This window comes from Halobacillus sp. HZG1 (assembly GCF_035818575.1).
GTDB lineage: Bacteria > Bacillota > Bacilli > Bacillales > Halobacillaceae > Halobacillus > Halobacillus litoralis.
This window is the reverse complement of the sequence record NZ_JAYLVQ010000044.1, coordinates 1-15,966: the sequence shown is the minus strand read 5'-3', so window position 1 is coordinate 15,966 and position 15,966 is coordinate 1. Positions and strand designations below refer to the sequence as shown.

At 41.8% G+C, this 15,966-nt stretch carries 16 protein-coding genes and 1 pseudogene; 11 read left to right on the top strand and 6 right to left on the bottom strand.

Annotation, left to right across the window (positions count from 1 at the left end; genetic code table 11):
• Positions 1-406 precede the first annotated feature (406 nt).
• Together VKA52_RS06925 and spxA are read left to right on the top strand one after the other, a co-directional pair.
• Positions 407-994 carry a GNAT family N-acetyltransferase gene (locus VKA52_RS06925; protein ID WP_160912019.1) on the top strand — a complete coding sequence of 196 codons (588 nt, stop codon included), beginning with the start codon at positions 407-409 and terminating at the stop codon, positions 992-994.
• A 286-nt stretch (positions 995-1,280) separates the two neighbouring features.
• Entirely contained in the window at positions 1,281-1,676 is a 396-nt protein-coding gene (gene spxA, locus VKA52_RS06920) for a transcriptional regulator SpxA (RefSeq protein ID WP_160912021.1), read from the top strand.
• 84 nt (positions 1,677-1,760) lie between these two features.
• Here spxA and VKA52_RS06915 read toward each other — a convergent pair whose 3' ends face one another.
• Positions 1,761-2,426 carry a TerC family protein gene (locus tag VKA52_RS06915; RefSeq protein WP_160912023.1) on the bottom strand — a complete coding sequence of 222 codons (666 nt, stop codon included), beginning with the start codon at positions 2,424-2,426 and terminating at the stop codon, positions 1,761-1,763.
• 295 nt (positions 2,427-2,721) lie between these two features.
• On the opposite strand from VKA52_RS06915, the gene mecA reads away from it, so the two are divergent.
• The 4 genes and pseudogenes from mecA (at position 2,722) to pepF (ending at position 6,599) form a co-directional block, all read left to right on the top strand.
• Complete coding sequence (gene mecA, locus VKA52_RS06910; protein ID WP_326314724.1) at positions 2,722-3,420, top strand: adaptor protein MecA; 699 nt, start codon at positions 2,722-2,724, stop codon at positions 3,418-3,420.
• Positions 3,421-3,516: 96 nt separating this feature from the next.
• Positions 3,517-3,744: pseudogene (locus tag VKA52_RS20775) on the top strand (competence protein CoiA family protein); the annotation flags it as partial.
• 9 nt (positions 3,745-3,753) lie between these two features.
• The gene (locus VKA52_RS06905; RefSeq protein WP_442788828.1) at positions 3,754-4,725 is read left to right on the top strand and encodes a competence protein CoiA; all 972 of its coding nucleotides are present in this window, start codon (positions 3,754-3,756) and stop codon (positions 4,723-4,725) included.
• Between the two features lie 65 nt (positions 4,726-4,790).
• Positions 4,791-6,599, top strand: a complete 1,809-nt coding sequence (gene pepF / locus VKA52_RS06900) for an oligoendopeptidase F (RefSeq protein WP_326314721.1) — start codon at positions 4,791-4,793, stop codon at positions 6,597-6,599.
• A 38-nt stretch (positions 6,600-6,637) separates the two neighbouring features.
• On the opposite strand, the gene VKA52_RS06895 is transcribed toward pepF, so the two are convergent.
• The 4 genes from VKA52_RS06895 to VKA52_RS06880 all read right to left on the bottom strand — a co-directional run bounded on the left by VKA52_RS06895 (position 6,638) and on the right by VKA52_RS06880 (position 8,830).
• A complete protein-coding gene (locus VKA52_RS06895) occupies positions 6,638-6,817 on the bottom strand; it encodes a hypothetical protein (RefSeq protein WP_202412462.1) in 180 nt (59 codons plus the stop codon).
• A gap of 91 nt (positions 6,818-6,908) precedes the next feature.
• Positions 6,909-7,796 carry a ClpXP adapter SpxH family protein gene (locus tag VKA52_RS06890; RefSeq protein ID WP_326314719.1) on the bottom strand — a complete coding sequence of 296 codons (888 nt, stop codon included), beginning with the start codon at positions 7,794-7,796 and terminating at the stop codon, positions 6,909-6,911.
• On the bottom strand, positions 7,793-8,191 hold the full coding sequence (locus VKA52_RS06885; RefSeq protein ID WP_206945935.1) for a globin domain-containing protein: 399 nt from the start codon (positions 8,189-8,191) through the stop codon (positions 7,793-7,795). Before VKA52_RS06885 ends, VKA52_RS06890 begins: the two co-directional genes overlap by 4 nt.
• 54 nt (positions 8,192-8,245) lie before the next feature.
• Complete coding sequence (locus VKA52_RS06880; protein ID WP_326314716.1) at positions 8,246-8,830, bottom strand: CYTH domain-containing protein; 585 nt, start codon at positions 8,828-8,830, stop codon at positions 8,246-8,248.
• A gap of 133 nt (positions 8,831-8,963) precedes the next feature.
• Here VKA52_RS06880 and VKA52_RS06875 point away from each other — a divergent pair, with 133 nt between their 5' ends.
• The 3 genes from VKA52_RS06875 to VKA52_RS06865 are packed head-to-tail and all read left to right on the top strand — an operon-like array spanning position 8,964 to position 11,296.
• Entirely contained in the window at positions 8,964-9,602 is a 639-nt protein-coding gene (locus VKA52_RS06875) for a GTP pyrophosphokinase (RefSeq protein ID WP_160913719.1), read from the top strand.
• A 16-nt stretch (positions 9,603-9,618) separates the two neighbouring features.
• Complete coding sequence (locus VKA52_RS06870) at positions 9,619-10,425, top strand: NAD kinase (RefSeq protein ID WP_160912035.1); 807 nt, start codon at positions 9,619-9,621, stop codon at positions 10,423-10,425.
• Positions 10,426-10,444: 19 nt separating this feature from the next.
• The gene (locus VKA52_RS06865) at positions 10,445-11,296 is read left to right on the top strand and encodes an RluA family pseudouridine synthase (RefSeq protein WP_326314714.1); all 852 of its coding nucleotides are present in this window, start codon (positions 10,445-10,447) and stop codon (positions 11,294-11,296) included.
• Positions 11,297-11,354: 58 nt separating this feature from the next.
• Here the strand turns inward: VKA52_RS06865 and prpE are convergent, their stop codons facing one another.
• Complete coding sequence (gene prpE / locus VKA52_RS06860; RefSeq protein ID WP_326314713.1) at positions 11,355-12,086, bottom strand: bis(5'-nucleosyl)-tetraphosphatase PrpE; 732 nt, start codon at positions 12,084-12,086, stop codon at positions 11,355-11,357.
• Between the two features lie 263 nt (positions 12,087-12,349).
• Between prpE and mgtE the strand changes: the two genes are divergently transcribed.
• Together mgtE and VKA52_RS06850 are read left to right on the top strand one after the other, a co-directional pair.
• Positions 12,350-13,714: a magnesium transporter gene (gene mgtE, locus VKA52_RS06855; RefSeq protein ID WP_160912041.1), complete on the top strand. Its 1,365-nt coding sequence runs from the start codon at positions 12,350-12,352 to the stop codon at positions 13,712-13,714.
• 15 nt (positions 13,715-13,729) lie between these two features.
• Complete coding sequence (locus tag VKA52_RS06850; RefSeq protein WP_326314712.1) at positions 13,730-15,592, top strand: monovalent cation:proton antiporter family protein; 1,863 nt, start codon at positions 13,730-13,732, stop codon at positions 15,590-15,592.
• Positions 15,593-15,966: the final 374 nt, after the last annotated feature.

The window sequence follows — 15,966 nt, the reverse complement described above, 5'->3', positions numbered from 1 at the left end:
TAGTGTTTTCGAGAATCTCCCTTGGCAAAGGGGCGGAGGGGAATGGCGAGACTCCTGCGGGAAAAAAGTGCTTGGTGAGACCCCACAGGACGCAGTCCGAGGAGGCTCACCGCGCTCCCGCGGAAAGCGAGCTATTCCCCGCAGCCCCCTTCCACCCACCAGAAGTCTCGAAACTGAGTCTTCAACTAAAGGGAGCTTACCTGTAATTTCTAAAGGGTGGACGGTGGAAGGACGTTTTTTCGAGGACATTTTAGGAAATGGATAAATAAAGCATACATTAAAGGAATCTTCCACATTCTATACACAGCTGACATTACAAATGCAAAAGAAGTGTATAGAATAGCATTTAACAACTGAATGATTATTCGGTATAATAGAAGATGACTAATGATAAGGGAGTAGATCAATGAATTGGTATGAGAAGTTGAACGAGTATTTCCCAGTAGAGGAAATGAAATCGAAAGAACACATGGAAGCATTATTAAAAGAAAAAAGTAATGTGTACTACAAAGATGAAGGAGAAAACCACGTCCTTATGTACGCGGAATTCGATTCTTTTCTTTTTATCGACTATGTATACGTTTCCACTGCTTCGCGTGGTCAAGGACTTGGTCATAAACTCATCGAAAAAATGAAGGCGAAAGGGAAGCCGATCATCCTTGAAGTTGAACCTGTCGACTATGAGGACTCGGATACTGAAGCAAGACTCCGCTTTTATCAACGTGAAGGATTTAAGCACGCAAAATCCATCGGTTATACAAGGCGTTCGGTTGTTACAAACGAACTCAATCAGATGGAAATCCTTTACTGGTCTCCAGAAGATGCATCTGAAGAACAGATCTATGAGCAAATGAAAGAGATGTACACAGAAATCCACACGTATAAGGACAAAGAATTTTATGGAAAGTCCTATCAGCATGTTGATGAAGTTCTAACTCACGATGAAGATCGTGATACAAAGAACATTTTAGAACTGGATAAAACCAAAAACTGATCACACATACCCACCTTTCATTATGGTGGGTATTTTCAATGGAAGGCGAGTAGTTGAAAATAAAGTGTTTTTATATTTTCTATAAAAAAGGTGTTTATCACTACATAAAACGTGGTATAAGTACATGGAAACGATTTATAATTGCTTTCTGTAACATATGTTCGTGTTTTCATAGATAAAACTTGACAGGTGTGTTATAGTAGAATCATGGTTAGATTATATTGATTACAAATAAAAATAAGCAATTAAAGTTCTACCATAAAATATTGAGGAGTGAAGTTTCTGTATGGTTACACTTTATACCTCACCAAGTTGTACATCATGTCGAAAAGCTAAAGCATGGCTGGAAGAGCACGATATTCCTTATACTGAGCGAAATATCTTTTCTGAGCCGTTAACGTTGGATGAGATTAAGGAAATTCTCCGTATGACGGAGGATGGGACGGAAGAAATCATCTCTACACGTTCAAAAGTATTCCAAAAACTGAAGGTGGATTTCGATCAGCTGCCTATGCAGGATCTCTTTGACTTGATACAGGATAACCCTGGTTTGTTACGCCGCCCGATTATTCTGGATGACAAACGTCTGCAGGTAGGTTATAACGAAGATGAAATTCGACGTTTCTTACCTAGAAGTGTTCGCACATTCCAATTGAAAGAAGCACAACGCTTAGTCAATTAATAAATAAAAAAGCTGTGATGGTAATCTTACCATTACGGCTTTTTTTATTCCCTTTGCTTACTAAGAAAATGGGTGTTTTTTTCGTTAGAATGCCGTGCCTTTTCTTTTGTTGGAAAAATAACCTAGAGTAACGACTGCAATTACCATAACCACTGCAAACCACTGATGGATGAATGGGTATTCCTCCATGTATTGGAGGATGTAGCGGTCTTCCATGACCATCTCGGCAGCTGTGTAAGTTAGAATTCCTGCTCCGAAATAAATGAGGAGTGGAAACTTGTCCATGAGCACGAGGATGATACGACTTCCCCAAACGATAATAGGGACAGATACGAGAAGCCCAATCATGACAAGAATAATGTTGTTGTGAGAGGCTCCTGCTATGGCAAGTACATTATCAAAACCCATCACGATATCTGCAAACACAATGGTCTTTACAGCTGCTGCCAGACTGTCACCTGCTTTGATGTTGTCGGTCTCTTCTGTATCAGTTAGCAGTTTCATGGCAATATAAAAGAGAAGCAATCCCCCGATTAATTGAAGGAAAGGGATTTGGAGAAGATAAAGTGCAACCATAGTCAAAAGGACTCTGGCAGCGATCGCTAAGCCTGTCCCAAGAATAATCGCTTTGTTTCTTTGCTCAGGCGGTAAATTGCGGCTCGCCAGTGCTATGACTACGGCATTATCACCGCCAAGAATGATATCAATACTGATAATGATAAGTAATGGTTCAAGCAAGTCCCAGTTCATTAAAAAATCCTCCTGCTATGTAGTGACAAACCTAAGGGAATAAGCTAAAATAAAAAGTCAATCAACCGAATGAGGGCCTATTTCCATGTTTATTCATGACACAAATGGTTATATGCTGAATTCGAGCATTTTGTTTTCCAAACAGCCATTGCTGTCATACAATAGAATTACATCAACCCTTATCTCTACACATCATTACGGTTGAAGCTTTGGCCTAACGGGTAAGGTTTTATAAGCGACGCAAGGGTGAGTGTTCCCTTCCCCCTTAAAACATGACAAGAAGGGAGAGAAACGTATGGAAATCGAACGCATTAATGAAAATACCGTTAAATTTTACGTGACATATCAAGATGTAGAACAAAGAGGTTTTGACAGAGAAGAAATTTGGTATAACCGAGAACGCAGTGAACAGCTTTTTTGGGAAATGATGGATGAAGTGAACGATCAGGAAAACTTCCAGGCTGATGGTCCGTTGTGGATTCAGGTCCAGGCGATGGACAAAGGACTAGAAGTGATCGTGACGAAAGCCCAGGTATCCCAGGATGGCCAAAAGCTCGAACTTCCGAATGAGGACGGTAAGGCAATTGATGTTCCAGTGGATGAAAAGCTGGAATCACTGCTTGATGATAAATTCCATTCTTCCGAGGACTATGATCATAAGGATGAATATGATGAGGATCAGGAGGAGTCAGATGAACCTCTGACATTCACACTCAAGTTTAATGATTTTGAAGATGTGATCCAACTGAGCCACTACGTATTGCCTGCTGAAGCAATGGAGCAGCGCTTATTCCATTTTGAAGATCGTTACTATTTATATATTCAATTCAACGATGAAAATATGAGTGATGACGATCAAGAAAATGTGTTGAGTCAACTTATGGAATATGGACATGAGTCATCCCTTACGATTCACAGGTTAGAGGAGTATGGAAAGACGATATTCAACGAGCAGGCATTGGAATCAATAAAAGAATATTTTCCTCTTGATTAATTTAACGAGCACACAACTATGTGTGCTTATTTTTTTGATTTAAAAAGCTGTACCTAATAAGGTTTTTCCGCTTATGTTTGAAAGTAATAAGTTTTTATGGAGCAGGGATATTGGGGGATTATGTCGAATAAGAGGGGAGGAGGTGTTAAACAGATGTTGTATGCTTTAGATACAAATGGAGACCTAAAATCATTGTATCAGCTGAGGCAAGAGGAGATTGAACTGGCAAGAAAGTCGCCTTATTTTTGTCCAGTCTGTCATGAAATGTTAAAAATACGATCTGGGCCACGGACGATTCCTCACTTTTCACATCTTCCCAAAAGCGATTGTACGATGATGAAAGGAGGAGAGACAGACGAACACAGTCGAGGGAAATGGAGATTGTTTAATTGGTTGAAAAATCAAGGGTATGACGTTTACCTCGAACAGTACTTGCCAGAGATAAGACAACGACCGGACTTATATTTAATGGCCAATGATAAAAGAATCGCCATTGAGTATCAGTGTGCTTCGGTACCCAGGCGCGAAATTGAAAAAAGAACGCTCTCCTACCGGAATGCAGGGGTTTTTCCTCTTTGGATTCTTGGTGCAAAACATCTTCATTCCTCTAACTTCAATCATTATTCCCTCAGTGATTTTGCACGCTCTTTCCTTTATCACTTCAATGATGACTATCGACTGTACTTTTTTCATGCTTCAAAAAATATCATCTGGGTAACTTCGAATACTAAATCCGCAGGTGGACGACGGGTGTTTGCGAATACGTTCTCTTCCATTATCACTAGCCTCAATTTCCCTCAGTTATTTTCCTCTGTACCATCTAGTAACATGGAAGATCAATTCTTAAGTGAAGTGAAGAGGTTATGGTATAAAAATAGGACTGTTTATCAGAGCCAGGTAAGCTCTGAAGAACGGAACTATCGTCAATATCTTTATTTAAGAGGATATCATTTTTCGCTGATCCCAAGCATCTGTTATTTGCCTATCCCAGGCCAAGTGCAAACCGGGATAAGGCCTTATGTATGGCAGACACGCTTAATCCTTGATCACTTCTTACACCTCCCATTAGGTTCTCGTGTCGAATTCCCTTTCATCCAGATACCTTCCACTCCCAATGGATATACCCCTCATTTAAGTCAACAATATTTAGACTTACTTACTCAATTAAATATCATAGAAAAAACAGGGAAGAATAATTATATCAAGAGCAAACAGATCTCCTTCCATAAACGAGTGGAAGATGCGTTGGAAGATGATCGCAGGACGTTGGAACAGTTGAAAAATTTACAAAGAATTAAGATTTAGGAAGGGATTTACACCTGAATAGAGAAATTTTTAGGGTGACGAATTATTTTGAAGGAGGATGTTGGATGTCGTCTGCGAAAGAGCTACCAAAACGAGAAGAAATACCTGTTGAAAAAACATGGGACCTTGAAGCCATGTTTGCAACAGATGAAGAATGGTATAAAGAATTAGAAGAAGCGAAGAAGCTGCTTCCTGAATTAGAAAAGTACCAGGGTAAACTTGGGGAATCAGCAGAACAGCTCTATGATCTGCTTTCTTTCCAGGATAAAATCTCCCATAAGATAGGCTTGTTATACACGTATGCTCATATGAGGAATGACCAGGATACAACCAATGCTCATTATCAGGAGATGAATGCTAAAGCTGAGAACTTATATACGAAGATCGCCTCGGCTATGAGCTTTATCGTTCCGGAGATTCTCGCTCTTCCTGAGGGGAAAGTGAAGAGCTTTATTGAATCTTATGAGCCCCTAGAGCTGTATGAACATACACTGGATGAAATCACACGCCAACGGGCACATGTATTGAGTGAGAAAGAAGAGAAATTGTTGGCTGGTTTCTCAGAGATTGGTGCCAATCCTTCACAGACATTCGGAGCTTTAAACAATGCGGATCTTACTTTTCCGACCATCAAAAATGAAAAAGGAGAAGAGGTGGACCTCACTCACGGGCGTTATATCAATTTTCTGAAGTCCGATGATCGGGAAGTGAGAAAATCTGCGTTTGATGCGATGTACGATACGTTTGGATCCTTCAAGAACACATTTGCCTCCACGCTGGGTGGTCATGTGAAGAAGAACAACTTCAATGCCTCTGTAAGGAAGTATGACCGGGCACGACAAGCGAAGCTGGACAGCAACAATATTCCTGAATCAGTTTATGATAACCTGTTGGAAGCGGTCAACGAGAGACTTCCTCTTCTGCATCGCTATGCAGAGCTGCGAAAAGAAGTGCTGGATCTTGATGAAGTTCATATGTATGACTTGTACACTCCGCTTGTGAAAGATGCAGAGATGGAAGTTTCATACGAAGAAGCTCAGGACTTAGTCATTAAAGGCCTGGAACCGTTAGGAGAAGAATACGTCAATATCTTAAAAGAGGGATTTGAAAATCGCTGGATTGATGTAGAAGAAAATAAGGGGAAACGAAGCGGTGCTTATTCATCCGGACACTATGGAACGAATCCATATATCCTTATGAACTGGCAGGATAATGTGAACAATTTATTCACCTTAGCTCATGAACTGGGGCATTCCCTTCATAGCTATTACACACATAAAAACCAGCCATATCGTTATGGCAATTATTCCATCTTCGTGGCCGAGGTAGCTTCCACATGCAATGAAGCGCTTCTTAATGACTATATGATTAAGAAGACAAACAGTGAAAAAGAGAAACTTTATTTGTTGAATAACTTTTTAGAAGGATTCCGTGGGACGGTTTTCCGACAGACGATGTTTGCGGAGTTTGAACATGAGATTCACATGCAAGCCCAAAATGGAGAAGCTTTGACGGCTGAAAAACTAACAGAAATTTATTATGATCTCAATAAGAAATATTTCGGGGATAATATTGTCATTGATGAGAAAATCGGACTTGAATGGGCACGTATTCCACATTTCTATATGGGGTATTATGTGTATCAATACTCTACCGGCTATGCGGCTGCACAGGCATTGGCAGGTCAAATCCTTGAAGAAGGAGAACCGGCGGTGGAGCGTTATAAGAACTTCTTAAAAGCGGGTAGCAGCGATTATCCAATTGAGGTTCTCAAGCAGGCTGGCGTCGATATGACATCGAAAGATCCGATCTTATCAGCACTGGATGTCTTTGAAGAAAAGTTAAATGAAATGGAACAACTTCTGAGAAAGTAATACACAGATAAACCCACAGAACAAATGGTTCTGTGGGTTTATTTAAATCCACGAAAAGTTTTCTTATGGGATGGAATGGATACAATGAAGTAAATCGCCATGAGTAATAAAGGAGAGCTGATGTAAATTGGATATAAATTCATGAGTGCAAACAAATGAAAAGCAGATAGAAATACAACACTGATAACGAAGAGAAGGATCATCCAAATTTTCATCACCACATACACCTCCATGGTTCATTTTATGGAGGTGTATGGGTCCACATGACTCCTTGACATAGAAAAAAAACTCCCGTTTCCGGGAGTTTGATCAACTTTCGATATATTGCCAGAATGCTCCATGCTTAACAGGCACTTCCCGCACTTTCTGCTTCAGTACCAGCTTTTTCATTTCCCGTTTGGCTTCTTGTTCTGTCCAGTCATAAACGACTGCAATCTCTTTGTTGGCGACAAAGCGATAGTGTTGCAAGAAATCCTCCAAAGCTGGTTTTATGCCAGGCTTTGGATCTTTTTGCAGCATTTCTTTCAACACTTTCACATAAACGTCGTAAGTGTATAGTCCTGTAATTTTCAAGCCGGCATCTTCTTCTGATTCATTAAAGACGACAATAGTTGGAGTGGAATCCACATCCATCTCATGAGCTAATTTTAAATCGCACTGTAAAGCTCTTCTGGCAGCGTCTCCGTGGAGATCTTTTTTGAATTCAGTAACATCAAGATGGGATTTTTCTGCACACTCGATTAAAATCGATTCATCAGAGATGTTCTGTTTTTCCAAGAACACATATTCCTGTACCTTTCTTAAAAAGCGCATTCCCGCCTTTTTCCCTTGCAATTCAGCTGCTTTGACTGCTAGAGCCGTGGCAAGTGGGGAAGATACTGGGTTTTCAAGCCATACATCCCCATCACAGCACATACCTGTACGTGAACCGGTCTTGTCCCATGCCTCTTTTAAGTTTTCAGGCTTCTTCATCTTATTCTGGTGCAAAGAAGCAAGCTTTCCGCTGATGATCGGCCGGAGAGTAAAGAAACGTCCATATTCGATCGTGAGCTTTTTGAGGAAGGGTTCCAGTGACCAGCACTCAGGGCACAAGGGATCAATGAAAACATAGATCTCAATCGGTCGTTTCAGTAAATCGAAAAAACCGCTAGCTGTTCCTGTTTTTCCGCTGTCACTGTTTAAACTTTTCCAACTCACATCGATTCTCCTTTCTCATCTTCTGGTGAATTCATCATATGATTTGCTGTCATCGTAAGCCTTTCAAACATGAAAGAACGATGTGGTTCTTGAATATCCACTTCATTCATAGCACCGGACATGCAGGATAACCATGCATCTCTTCTTGTAGGGGTGATCTTGAAGGGCAGGTGTCTTGCCCGTAACATCGGATGGCCATGTTCCTCAACGTAGAGTGGAGGTCCACCGAAAAACTGGGTTAAAAACTGTTTTTGTTTTCGTATCGTTTCTGTAAGATCATCCGGAAAGATGGGAATTAAATCCGGATGTTTACTTACACGTTTATAAAAAGCTTCTACAAGCTCATCAATTTTTTCTTTTCCAATTTCCTCAAAAAACGTTTCTCGTTGTTGCATAACATCCCTTCCTGTCTGTTCATCATTTTAGCAATGAGGGCTAGAGCACGGCAACTATTCTGATTGTAGTTGCTTTCTGTCATAGAAACGTTTGATCTTATTATCTGTTTCACGGTTAGGAATATTGCATGTGCGCAGAATTTCTTCCATCACTTTCTTTCCAGCCTCTTTAGATCCGGCTTCTACTTCCAGTTCATAATCTTCCTTGTCATAATAAAGACTGTGGTCAAGGACGACGGTGGTCCCTTTGTAGTCAAGTTCTTTCCGTCTCGTTGTAAGAGAACCGAGGTAGTAAAGATCTTCAAAGGAGATACCCAGATCATTCAGTTGTTTAGATACGTGAGGCTTTTCGGTCATTTTGTTTTGAATCCAAAGGTTAGCTTCTTCTTCAGTGAGTGAATCATGAGTTTCAAGCAGACCTTCTGTGTGGGGCTGTTTAAGAGTCAATGTCCATTGAGCATTTTTTTGACGAATCCTCAAAGCAGAACCTTGCTGTTTTAGCTTTAGGTCTTCTGTTTCAAAATAATAATTGGTTTGCTCCTTGAGTTCAACTGATTTGAATGGTAAAAAATGATAAACTTTTTCATATTCGTCTTTTGTTAATAAGTTTTTAAATTCGATTTCAATTTCCTGTGCCATAGTTAAGACCTCCTGATCGTAGTATAATGTCAGGCGCTCTGCTTATTCTGCAGGCTAACTTTATGATACAATGAATGATGAAGAAAACGCACATATTTACTATGAAGATTGGATACATAAAGGTGGTTGCTTGATGAATTGGGATATATTTATAGCACCTTATGCACAAGTAGTGGAGGAATTAAAAATTAAATTAAAAGGCATGCGCCGGCAGTTTGAATATGAAGAGGAACAATCTCCTATTGAATTTGTAACCGGACGCGTGAAGCCGAAATCAAGCATTATTGAAAAGGCTAGACGAAAAGCCATTAATCCTGAAAACATCGAGGAAGAACTGCAGGATATAGCCGGAGTGAGAGTAGTCTGTCAATTTGTAGATGATATTTATGCCGTTGCCACTATGCTTCGGAACCGCCATGATTTTGAGATTGTCGAAGAGAAAGATTACGTTTCAAGGAAAAAGGAAAGCGGGTATAGATCTTTTCATGTCATTATTCGTTACCCTGTGGAAACCATTCATGGAGAGAAAAAAGTATTGGCAGAAATTCAAATTCGTACCCTTGCGATGAACTTTTGGGCAACCAATGAACACTCATTAAATTATAAATATTCGGGGAAAATACCATCAGAAATAAAATCACGGCTCAAACGTGCCGGTGAAGCTGCCTTTCAGCTCGATGAAGAGATGTCAAAAATTAAAAGTGAGATCCAAGAAGCCCAGCGAGCATTTTTGAGAAAAGAAGAACAAAAGAAGAACCCTAGAAAAACTTAAAGGAGTGGGTGGACCGATGAAGTTCTCGATCCTTTCCAAAGGTGATCAAAAATCGAACGAAATCCGTTCGAAAATCAAAAACTATTTGACGGAGTTTAAATTGGAATACGATGAAGATGAACCCGACCTTGCCATTTCTGTAGGTGGAGATGGTACATTACTGGAAGCATTCCATACGTATGTTCACCGGTTGGATAAAACAGCTTTCATAGGAATACATACCGGGCACCTTGGTTTTTATGCTGATTGGATGCCCGAGGAATTAGAAAAGCTGATTATTGAGATTGCGAAGACACCGTTTCAGGTGGTCGAGTACCCACTTCTGGAAGTGACCATCCGTCCGAAAAGCGGGGGAGAAGAAGACCGATATCTTGCACTGAATGAGTGTACGATCAAAACCTCTGAAGGTTCGGTGGTTATGGACATTGAAATTAAAGGTGATCATTTTGAGACTTTTCGTGGAGATGGGCTCTGCGTATCTACACCATCTGGGAGTACAGCCTATAATAAGGCGCTGGGTGGAGCGATTCTGCATCCATCACTTGAAGCTTTTCAAATTGCAGAAATGGCTTCCATTAATAACCGTGTGTTCCGTACGATAGGTTCCCCGCTTATTTTACCCAGCCATCATACGTGCATGTTCAAGCCAAAGCATGATCGCAGCTTTCTTTTCACCATTGATCACATCACTCGTACTTATAAAGACGTAAAATCAATTCAGTGCCGCGTCGCTGAAGAAAAAGTGCGGTTTGCGCGGTTCCGTCCGTTCCCATTCTGGAAACGTGTCCACGATTCCTTTGTGGCCGATGACTACTCAGAGTAATGTGACAAAGAGTTGGCGTGTGACAGATGCTTACACTGGTTATTCCATTCGTGATTTTTTACTGCAGGCAGGTGAGTTTTCTAGGCAGTTGATCAAGAAGGTACGTATGGATGGTGTCGTGTTGATCAATGGAATTCAGGAGAAAATGTGGCGTACATTAGAAGCCGGCGATGAAGTTGTGGTCGTTTTTCCTGAAGAAGAAAAAGGAGCGATTCTCCCTCACCAGGGCCCATTACCGATTGTATTTGAGGATGAAGATATCATGGTCCTTAATAAGCCCGCCGGCATACCTGTAGTTCCTCCTTTTGACCAAAAAGAGCCTTCGATTGCAAGTTTCCTGTTATTTGAATATGAACAAAGAGGATATCCTTGTACCGCTCATATTGTCACAAGGCTGGACAGAGATACGTCAGGATTGATGTTGATTGCTAAACACGCTTATAGTCATAGACTTCTTACCCAGAACTTAGACTTGATTTCCCGGCAGTACGTGGCCATTGTCGAAGGGGAATTACAAGTTAAGGAAGGTTTGATTGATGAGCCAATCGACCGTGCAGAGGACTCGATCATCCGAAGGGTCGTATCTTCAAGAGGGAAGCCCTCAAAAACTCTATATCACCTTGTTCATCAAGAGGAAAGTTACTCAAGGGTCCGTTTTAAACTTCTCACCGGGCGGACGCACCAAATCCGTGTTCATATGGCTTATAAGGGGTACCCTTTAGCTGGAGACACGTTGTATGGTGGGAAAAAGGTGGAAGGTATGGATGGGCAGGCGTTGCATTGTGAGCGGCTTCATTTCATCCACCCATGGACGAAGAAAAAGATGACTTTCACATCTGAACCACCAAGAGAATGGGAAGCATTTGCTTGAAAAGCAGGACTTCCGAGGAACAGACTAAAAAAGCAGGAGCCATAAGTGCTCCTGCTTTTTAATATCTGAACTTTTCTTCTACAAAAGGCATGCTTGATGGGACGCTGAGAATTTCTTCTTCGGGCAGTCGGAAAGCAGTCAGTCTGCCTCCGAACACGCACCCTGTATCTATGTTAACGGTCTTGTTAACAAAACGGGGTTCGCGGACTGGTGTATGTCCATAGACGATCCATCGTCCTCCCTTGTAATGCTGAGCCCAGTCTCTTCTGACGGGACGACCGTCTGGAAGCTTTTCACCAGTAATGTCCCCATAGAGGACGAACGTTTCGATACTTTTACTTTTATGACCGATATCTTCTTCTCGGATCCCGGCATGAGCAACAACGGCATCCACATCTTTTAAAATCAAATGCAGGGGGGCCTGTTCATACAAATTCTTGAATTGTTGTTTAACATCCATCTGTTCTTTTTTTGACAAGGAACGGTACTCCTCAGCGGTCGTCTCTAATCCGTGCTTTTCCTTGACTGGATTCCCTAGAAAGAAACGATACAATTTGTTGCAATGATTTCCCGGGACATAATGGGCCCCTCTTTCCGTCACTAAACGATAGACGAAGGTAATACATTCTATGGAAGAAGGTCCTCGGTCCGTTATGTCCCCTACGAATACAGGTGTACGTCCCTCTGGATGTTCCGGCAGGCCCTCGGTCCATTCGTAGCCGAGTTTTTCAAATAACTGAATTAACTCGTCCAAGCAGCCGTGGACATCCCCGATGATGTCGTAGTACATAGTCATTCTCCTTTTTACGCTCAATAATGGTCTTGGTTCTTTATAGATTGAACGCTGTCCTATATATGGAAGATATTTTTCCCAAGCCTTCGAAATACTAAACATACGGGGAGTATATTCCCTAACATTGATTCCTTCTGTTAAACTACATTTATGTGAGGAATTTGACTGTTGAAAAATTGAGTAACTTTCGTTGACAAACAGGTGTAACGCCATTAAGATTAAACGGTCAAAAACGAAATAGACACTGGGGAGGGTTGCTTATGGAACACTTAGATGACCAGGAGCGCCAAGAAGTTTGGACGAATATTAAAGATGCCTTGTTCAATGATCATATCGACCAGTTTCGTGCAGAATTTCTCGAATTGCATCCATATGACCAGGCCCGTATTTTTGAAGATTTGGATAAAGAAATCCGAATGCAGATTTATACCTACCTCTCTCCGGAAGAGGTTGCAGATGTCATGGAGCACATCGATTATGATGAAATTGAACCTTTCTTTACTGAAATGGACCCGACTTTTGCTGCGCAAGTCTTCGCTGAAATGTCGACGGATGATGCTGTTGATATTTTAAACGAATTAGATAAAGATAAAGTGGCGAGTTTCTTGACGATCATGGATGATGATGCAGCTGACGAAATTAAAGACCTGCTTCATTATGAAGAAAAAACCGCTGGTTCTATCATGACAACAGAATTCGTTGTCGTTAAAGCCGGTATGACGATCAAGGAAGCGATGGTTCATCTCAGAACAGAAGCCCCGGATGCCGAGACGATTTATTACACATATGTCATTAATGAAGATAAACGGCTCGTTGGTGTTATTTCGTTGAGGGATTTGATTATATCTGAAGAAGAATGGCTGATATCAGACGTTATGAATGAACGAGTGGTATCGGTCTCAGTCGGTGAAGACCAGGAAGAAGTGGCACGTATGGTGCGCGACTACGACTTTCTTGCCTTACCAGTCGTTGATTTCCAGGACCATCTTCTTGGAATCATCACCGTCGATGACATTATGGACGTCATGGAAGAAGAAGCAAGTGATGACTATTCTAAACTTGCTGCCGTTTCTGACGTAGACAGCCCTGATGACAATGCTTTTGCTTCAGCCAAAAAGCGTTTGCCCTGGCTTGTCATTCTACTTTTCTTGGGAAGTTTGACAGCCAGTCTTATTGGGCGTTTTGAGGACACCTTGGATCAAGTAGCTATTCTCGCTATTTTCATTCCGCTGATTGCCGGAATGGCGGGAAATACTGGAACGCAGGCACTAGCCGTTGCTGTCCGCGGTATCGCTACCGGGGAAATTGAAAAGCAAGGGAAATGGAAAATGATGATGAGAGAAGCAGGGACCGGCATCATTACCGGGCTTTCTTGTGGTGTATTGATTACTCTTATTGTATATATATGGCATGAAAACTTCTATCTAGGCGCATTAGTTGGATTGTCCATCTTTATGACCTTGGTTGTAGCAACATTGGCTGGCTCTCTCGTTCCCCTTCTTATGCATCGTTTAAAGATCGACCCTGCTGTTGCTTCAGGTCCATTCATCACAACGGTGAATGACTTGATTTCCATTTTGATTTACTTTGGACTCGCGACAGCTTTCATGAATTTATTGATTTAAGGAAGGAGGGCGAGTATGGAACATGGTGCATCAGTAACTTCTCTAGTTATTGTAATTATCGCAGCATTCATAACTCCCATTTTACTACACCGTTTTAAATTGAATATCATTCCGGTTGTAGTAGCAGAAATCATCGTAGGATTAATTATCGGCCAAAGTGGATTTGACATAGTAGAACAAGGAAGCTGGTTAGAGATCCTGTCAACATTAGGGTTCATTTTTCTGATGTTCCTCAGTGGGTTGGAAATTGATTTTTCTATATTTGCAAGTAGAAAGAAAAAAGCGAAGCCGGAAAACAAAGGGACAGGTGCTCCAAATCCTGTATGGGTTGCGACCCTCGTCTTTATAGGAATCTTCATTATCTCCTTAGCCCTTTCTTACATGTTTGTTTGGGCAGGTTTCATTGATAATGCATTCTTGATGACGCTGATCATTTCCACTATATCTTTAGGTGTGGTCGTGCCGACGTTGAAGGATGCACAGATGATGAAGACAACAATCGGTCAGACCATCCTTCTTATTGCGGTCATCGCCGATCTGGTAACCATGATTCTACTGGCTGTCTTCGTATCCATTTACGGAGAGAGTGGTGGAAACACATGGTTATTGCTCCTACTTTTTGCAGCGGGTGTTCTTTTCTATTACATCGGCAAAAAGTTCCGTCATCAGTCGTTCGTAGAGACCATGGCCAAAGGGACCATCCAGATCGATACGCGAGCTGTGTTCACGCTCATCCTTCTGCTAGTCGCTTTATCGGAAACGGTAGGGGCAGAGAACATCCTTGGTGCTTTCTTAGCAGGTACTCTCGTTTCCCTGCTGTCTCCCAACCCGGAGATGGTCAAACGGTTGGACAGTTTCGGATATGGCTTTTTAATTCCAATCTTCTTCGTAATGGTTGGTGTGGAAATTGATATATGGAGTCTATTTACAGATTCCCGTGTGCTCATATTAATTCCACTGTTATTTATCGCCTTGCTCGTCTCTAAGATTGTCCCTGCGTTAATTTTGAGTAAGTGGTACGATAAGAAAACGGTCTTTGGATCAGGCTTTATTCTTACTTCCACACTCTCCCTTGTGATCGCTGCGGCAGCCATTGGGAAGCGGGAGGGAATGATCGATGACCAAATGGAAGGAGCCCTGATTCTAGTGGCTGTCCTGACATGTCTTGTGGCACCGATTGTCTTCAAAAAGATTTATGGACGTTTTGAAGATGAAGACCATAAGACGGTCGTTTCCTTTATCGGTTCCAACCGCATGACCTTACCGGTGGTTCGAGAACTGGACATTCATGCTTATGAAACTCATCTATACCATACGAAAATGGATAAAATTGATGAGCGGATCAGCCGTAATTGCTTTGATATCAAAGAGTTAGATGGATATGATGTTGAAAAGATGAAAGAACTTGGAGTTTTCGAGGTAGACTTGTTAGTCGCTTCTACGGGCGATGAAGAAAGAAATGCTGAGATCGCCCGGTTTGCGAAAGAACAAGGAGTAGAGCGAATCATTGTCCGAGTGGAGTCACCAGACTTATCTCAGGAAATGAAAGATCTCAATATCAATGTTTTCTCCGTATTCTTATCATCGAAAGCACTTCTTAAAGCGATGATTGAAGCGCCAAATGTTGTCGACATATTAACCAAACAAGATAGTGCGCTTTATCAAATCAATATGAACAACTCGGTTTATAATGGCATTCACCTTCGTGAGTTTCCTTTTACTGGAGATGTGATCATGGTTCGTATTTTCCGCGGGAAAGATTCCATCGTCCCTCACGGAGATACAGAATTGAAAATGGGTGACCGTCTGATCGTTACAGGCTCTCATGAGTACGTGGAAGAACTAAAATTGGAACTGGAGTATTGTGAATGGTGTTAACCTATAACCGCTCTTTCTCATCACGAGAAGGAGCGGTTTTTTATATTTCCCTTCTTCCACTATAGCTCCCTTTAGCGGAAGACTCAGTTTCGAGATCTTTCTGGGTTCGTTGCCTGGGTTGAGCGTCAGGGGTGGCTGGGAAGCAACTCGCTTTCCTGTGGGGGAGCGCCGAGCTTCCTCGGACTGCGTCCTGCGGGATCTCGCCTATCTCCTTCTCCCACGGGAGTCTCGCAGCTTCCCAACCACCCCATTTCATATGAGGGAGAAACGAACCCCCTATACCGAGATGGAGTGTCCCCCACTCTCCCATCTAGAGTGGGGATAAGCTTCTGTATCAAGGTTTCACTTTCTGAATGCCCACTGGGCAGAATTAA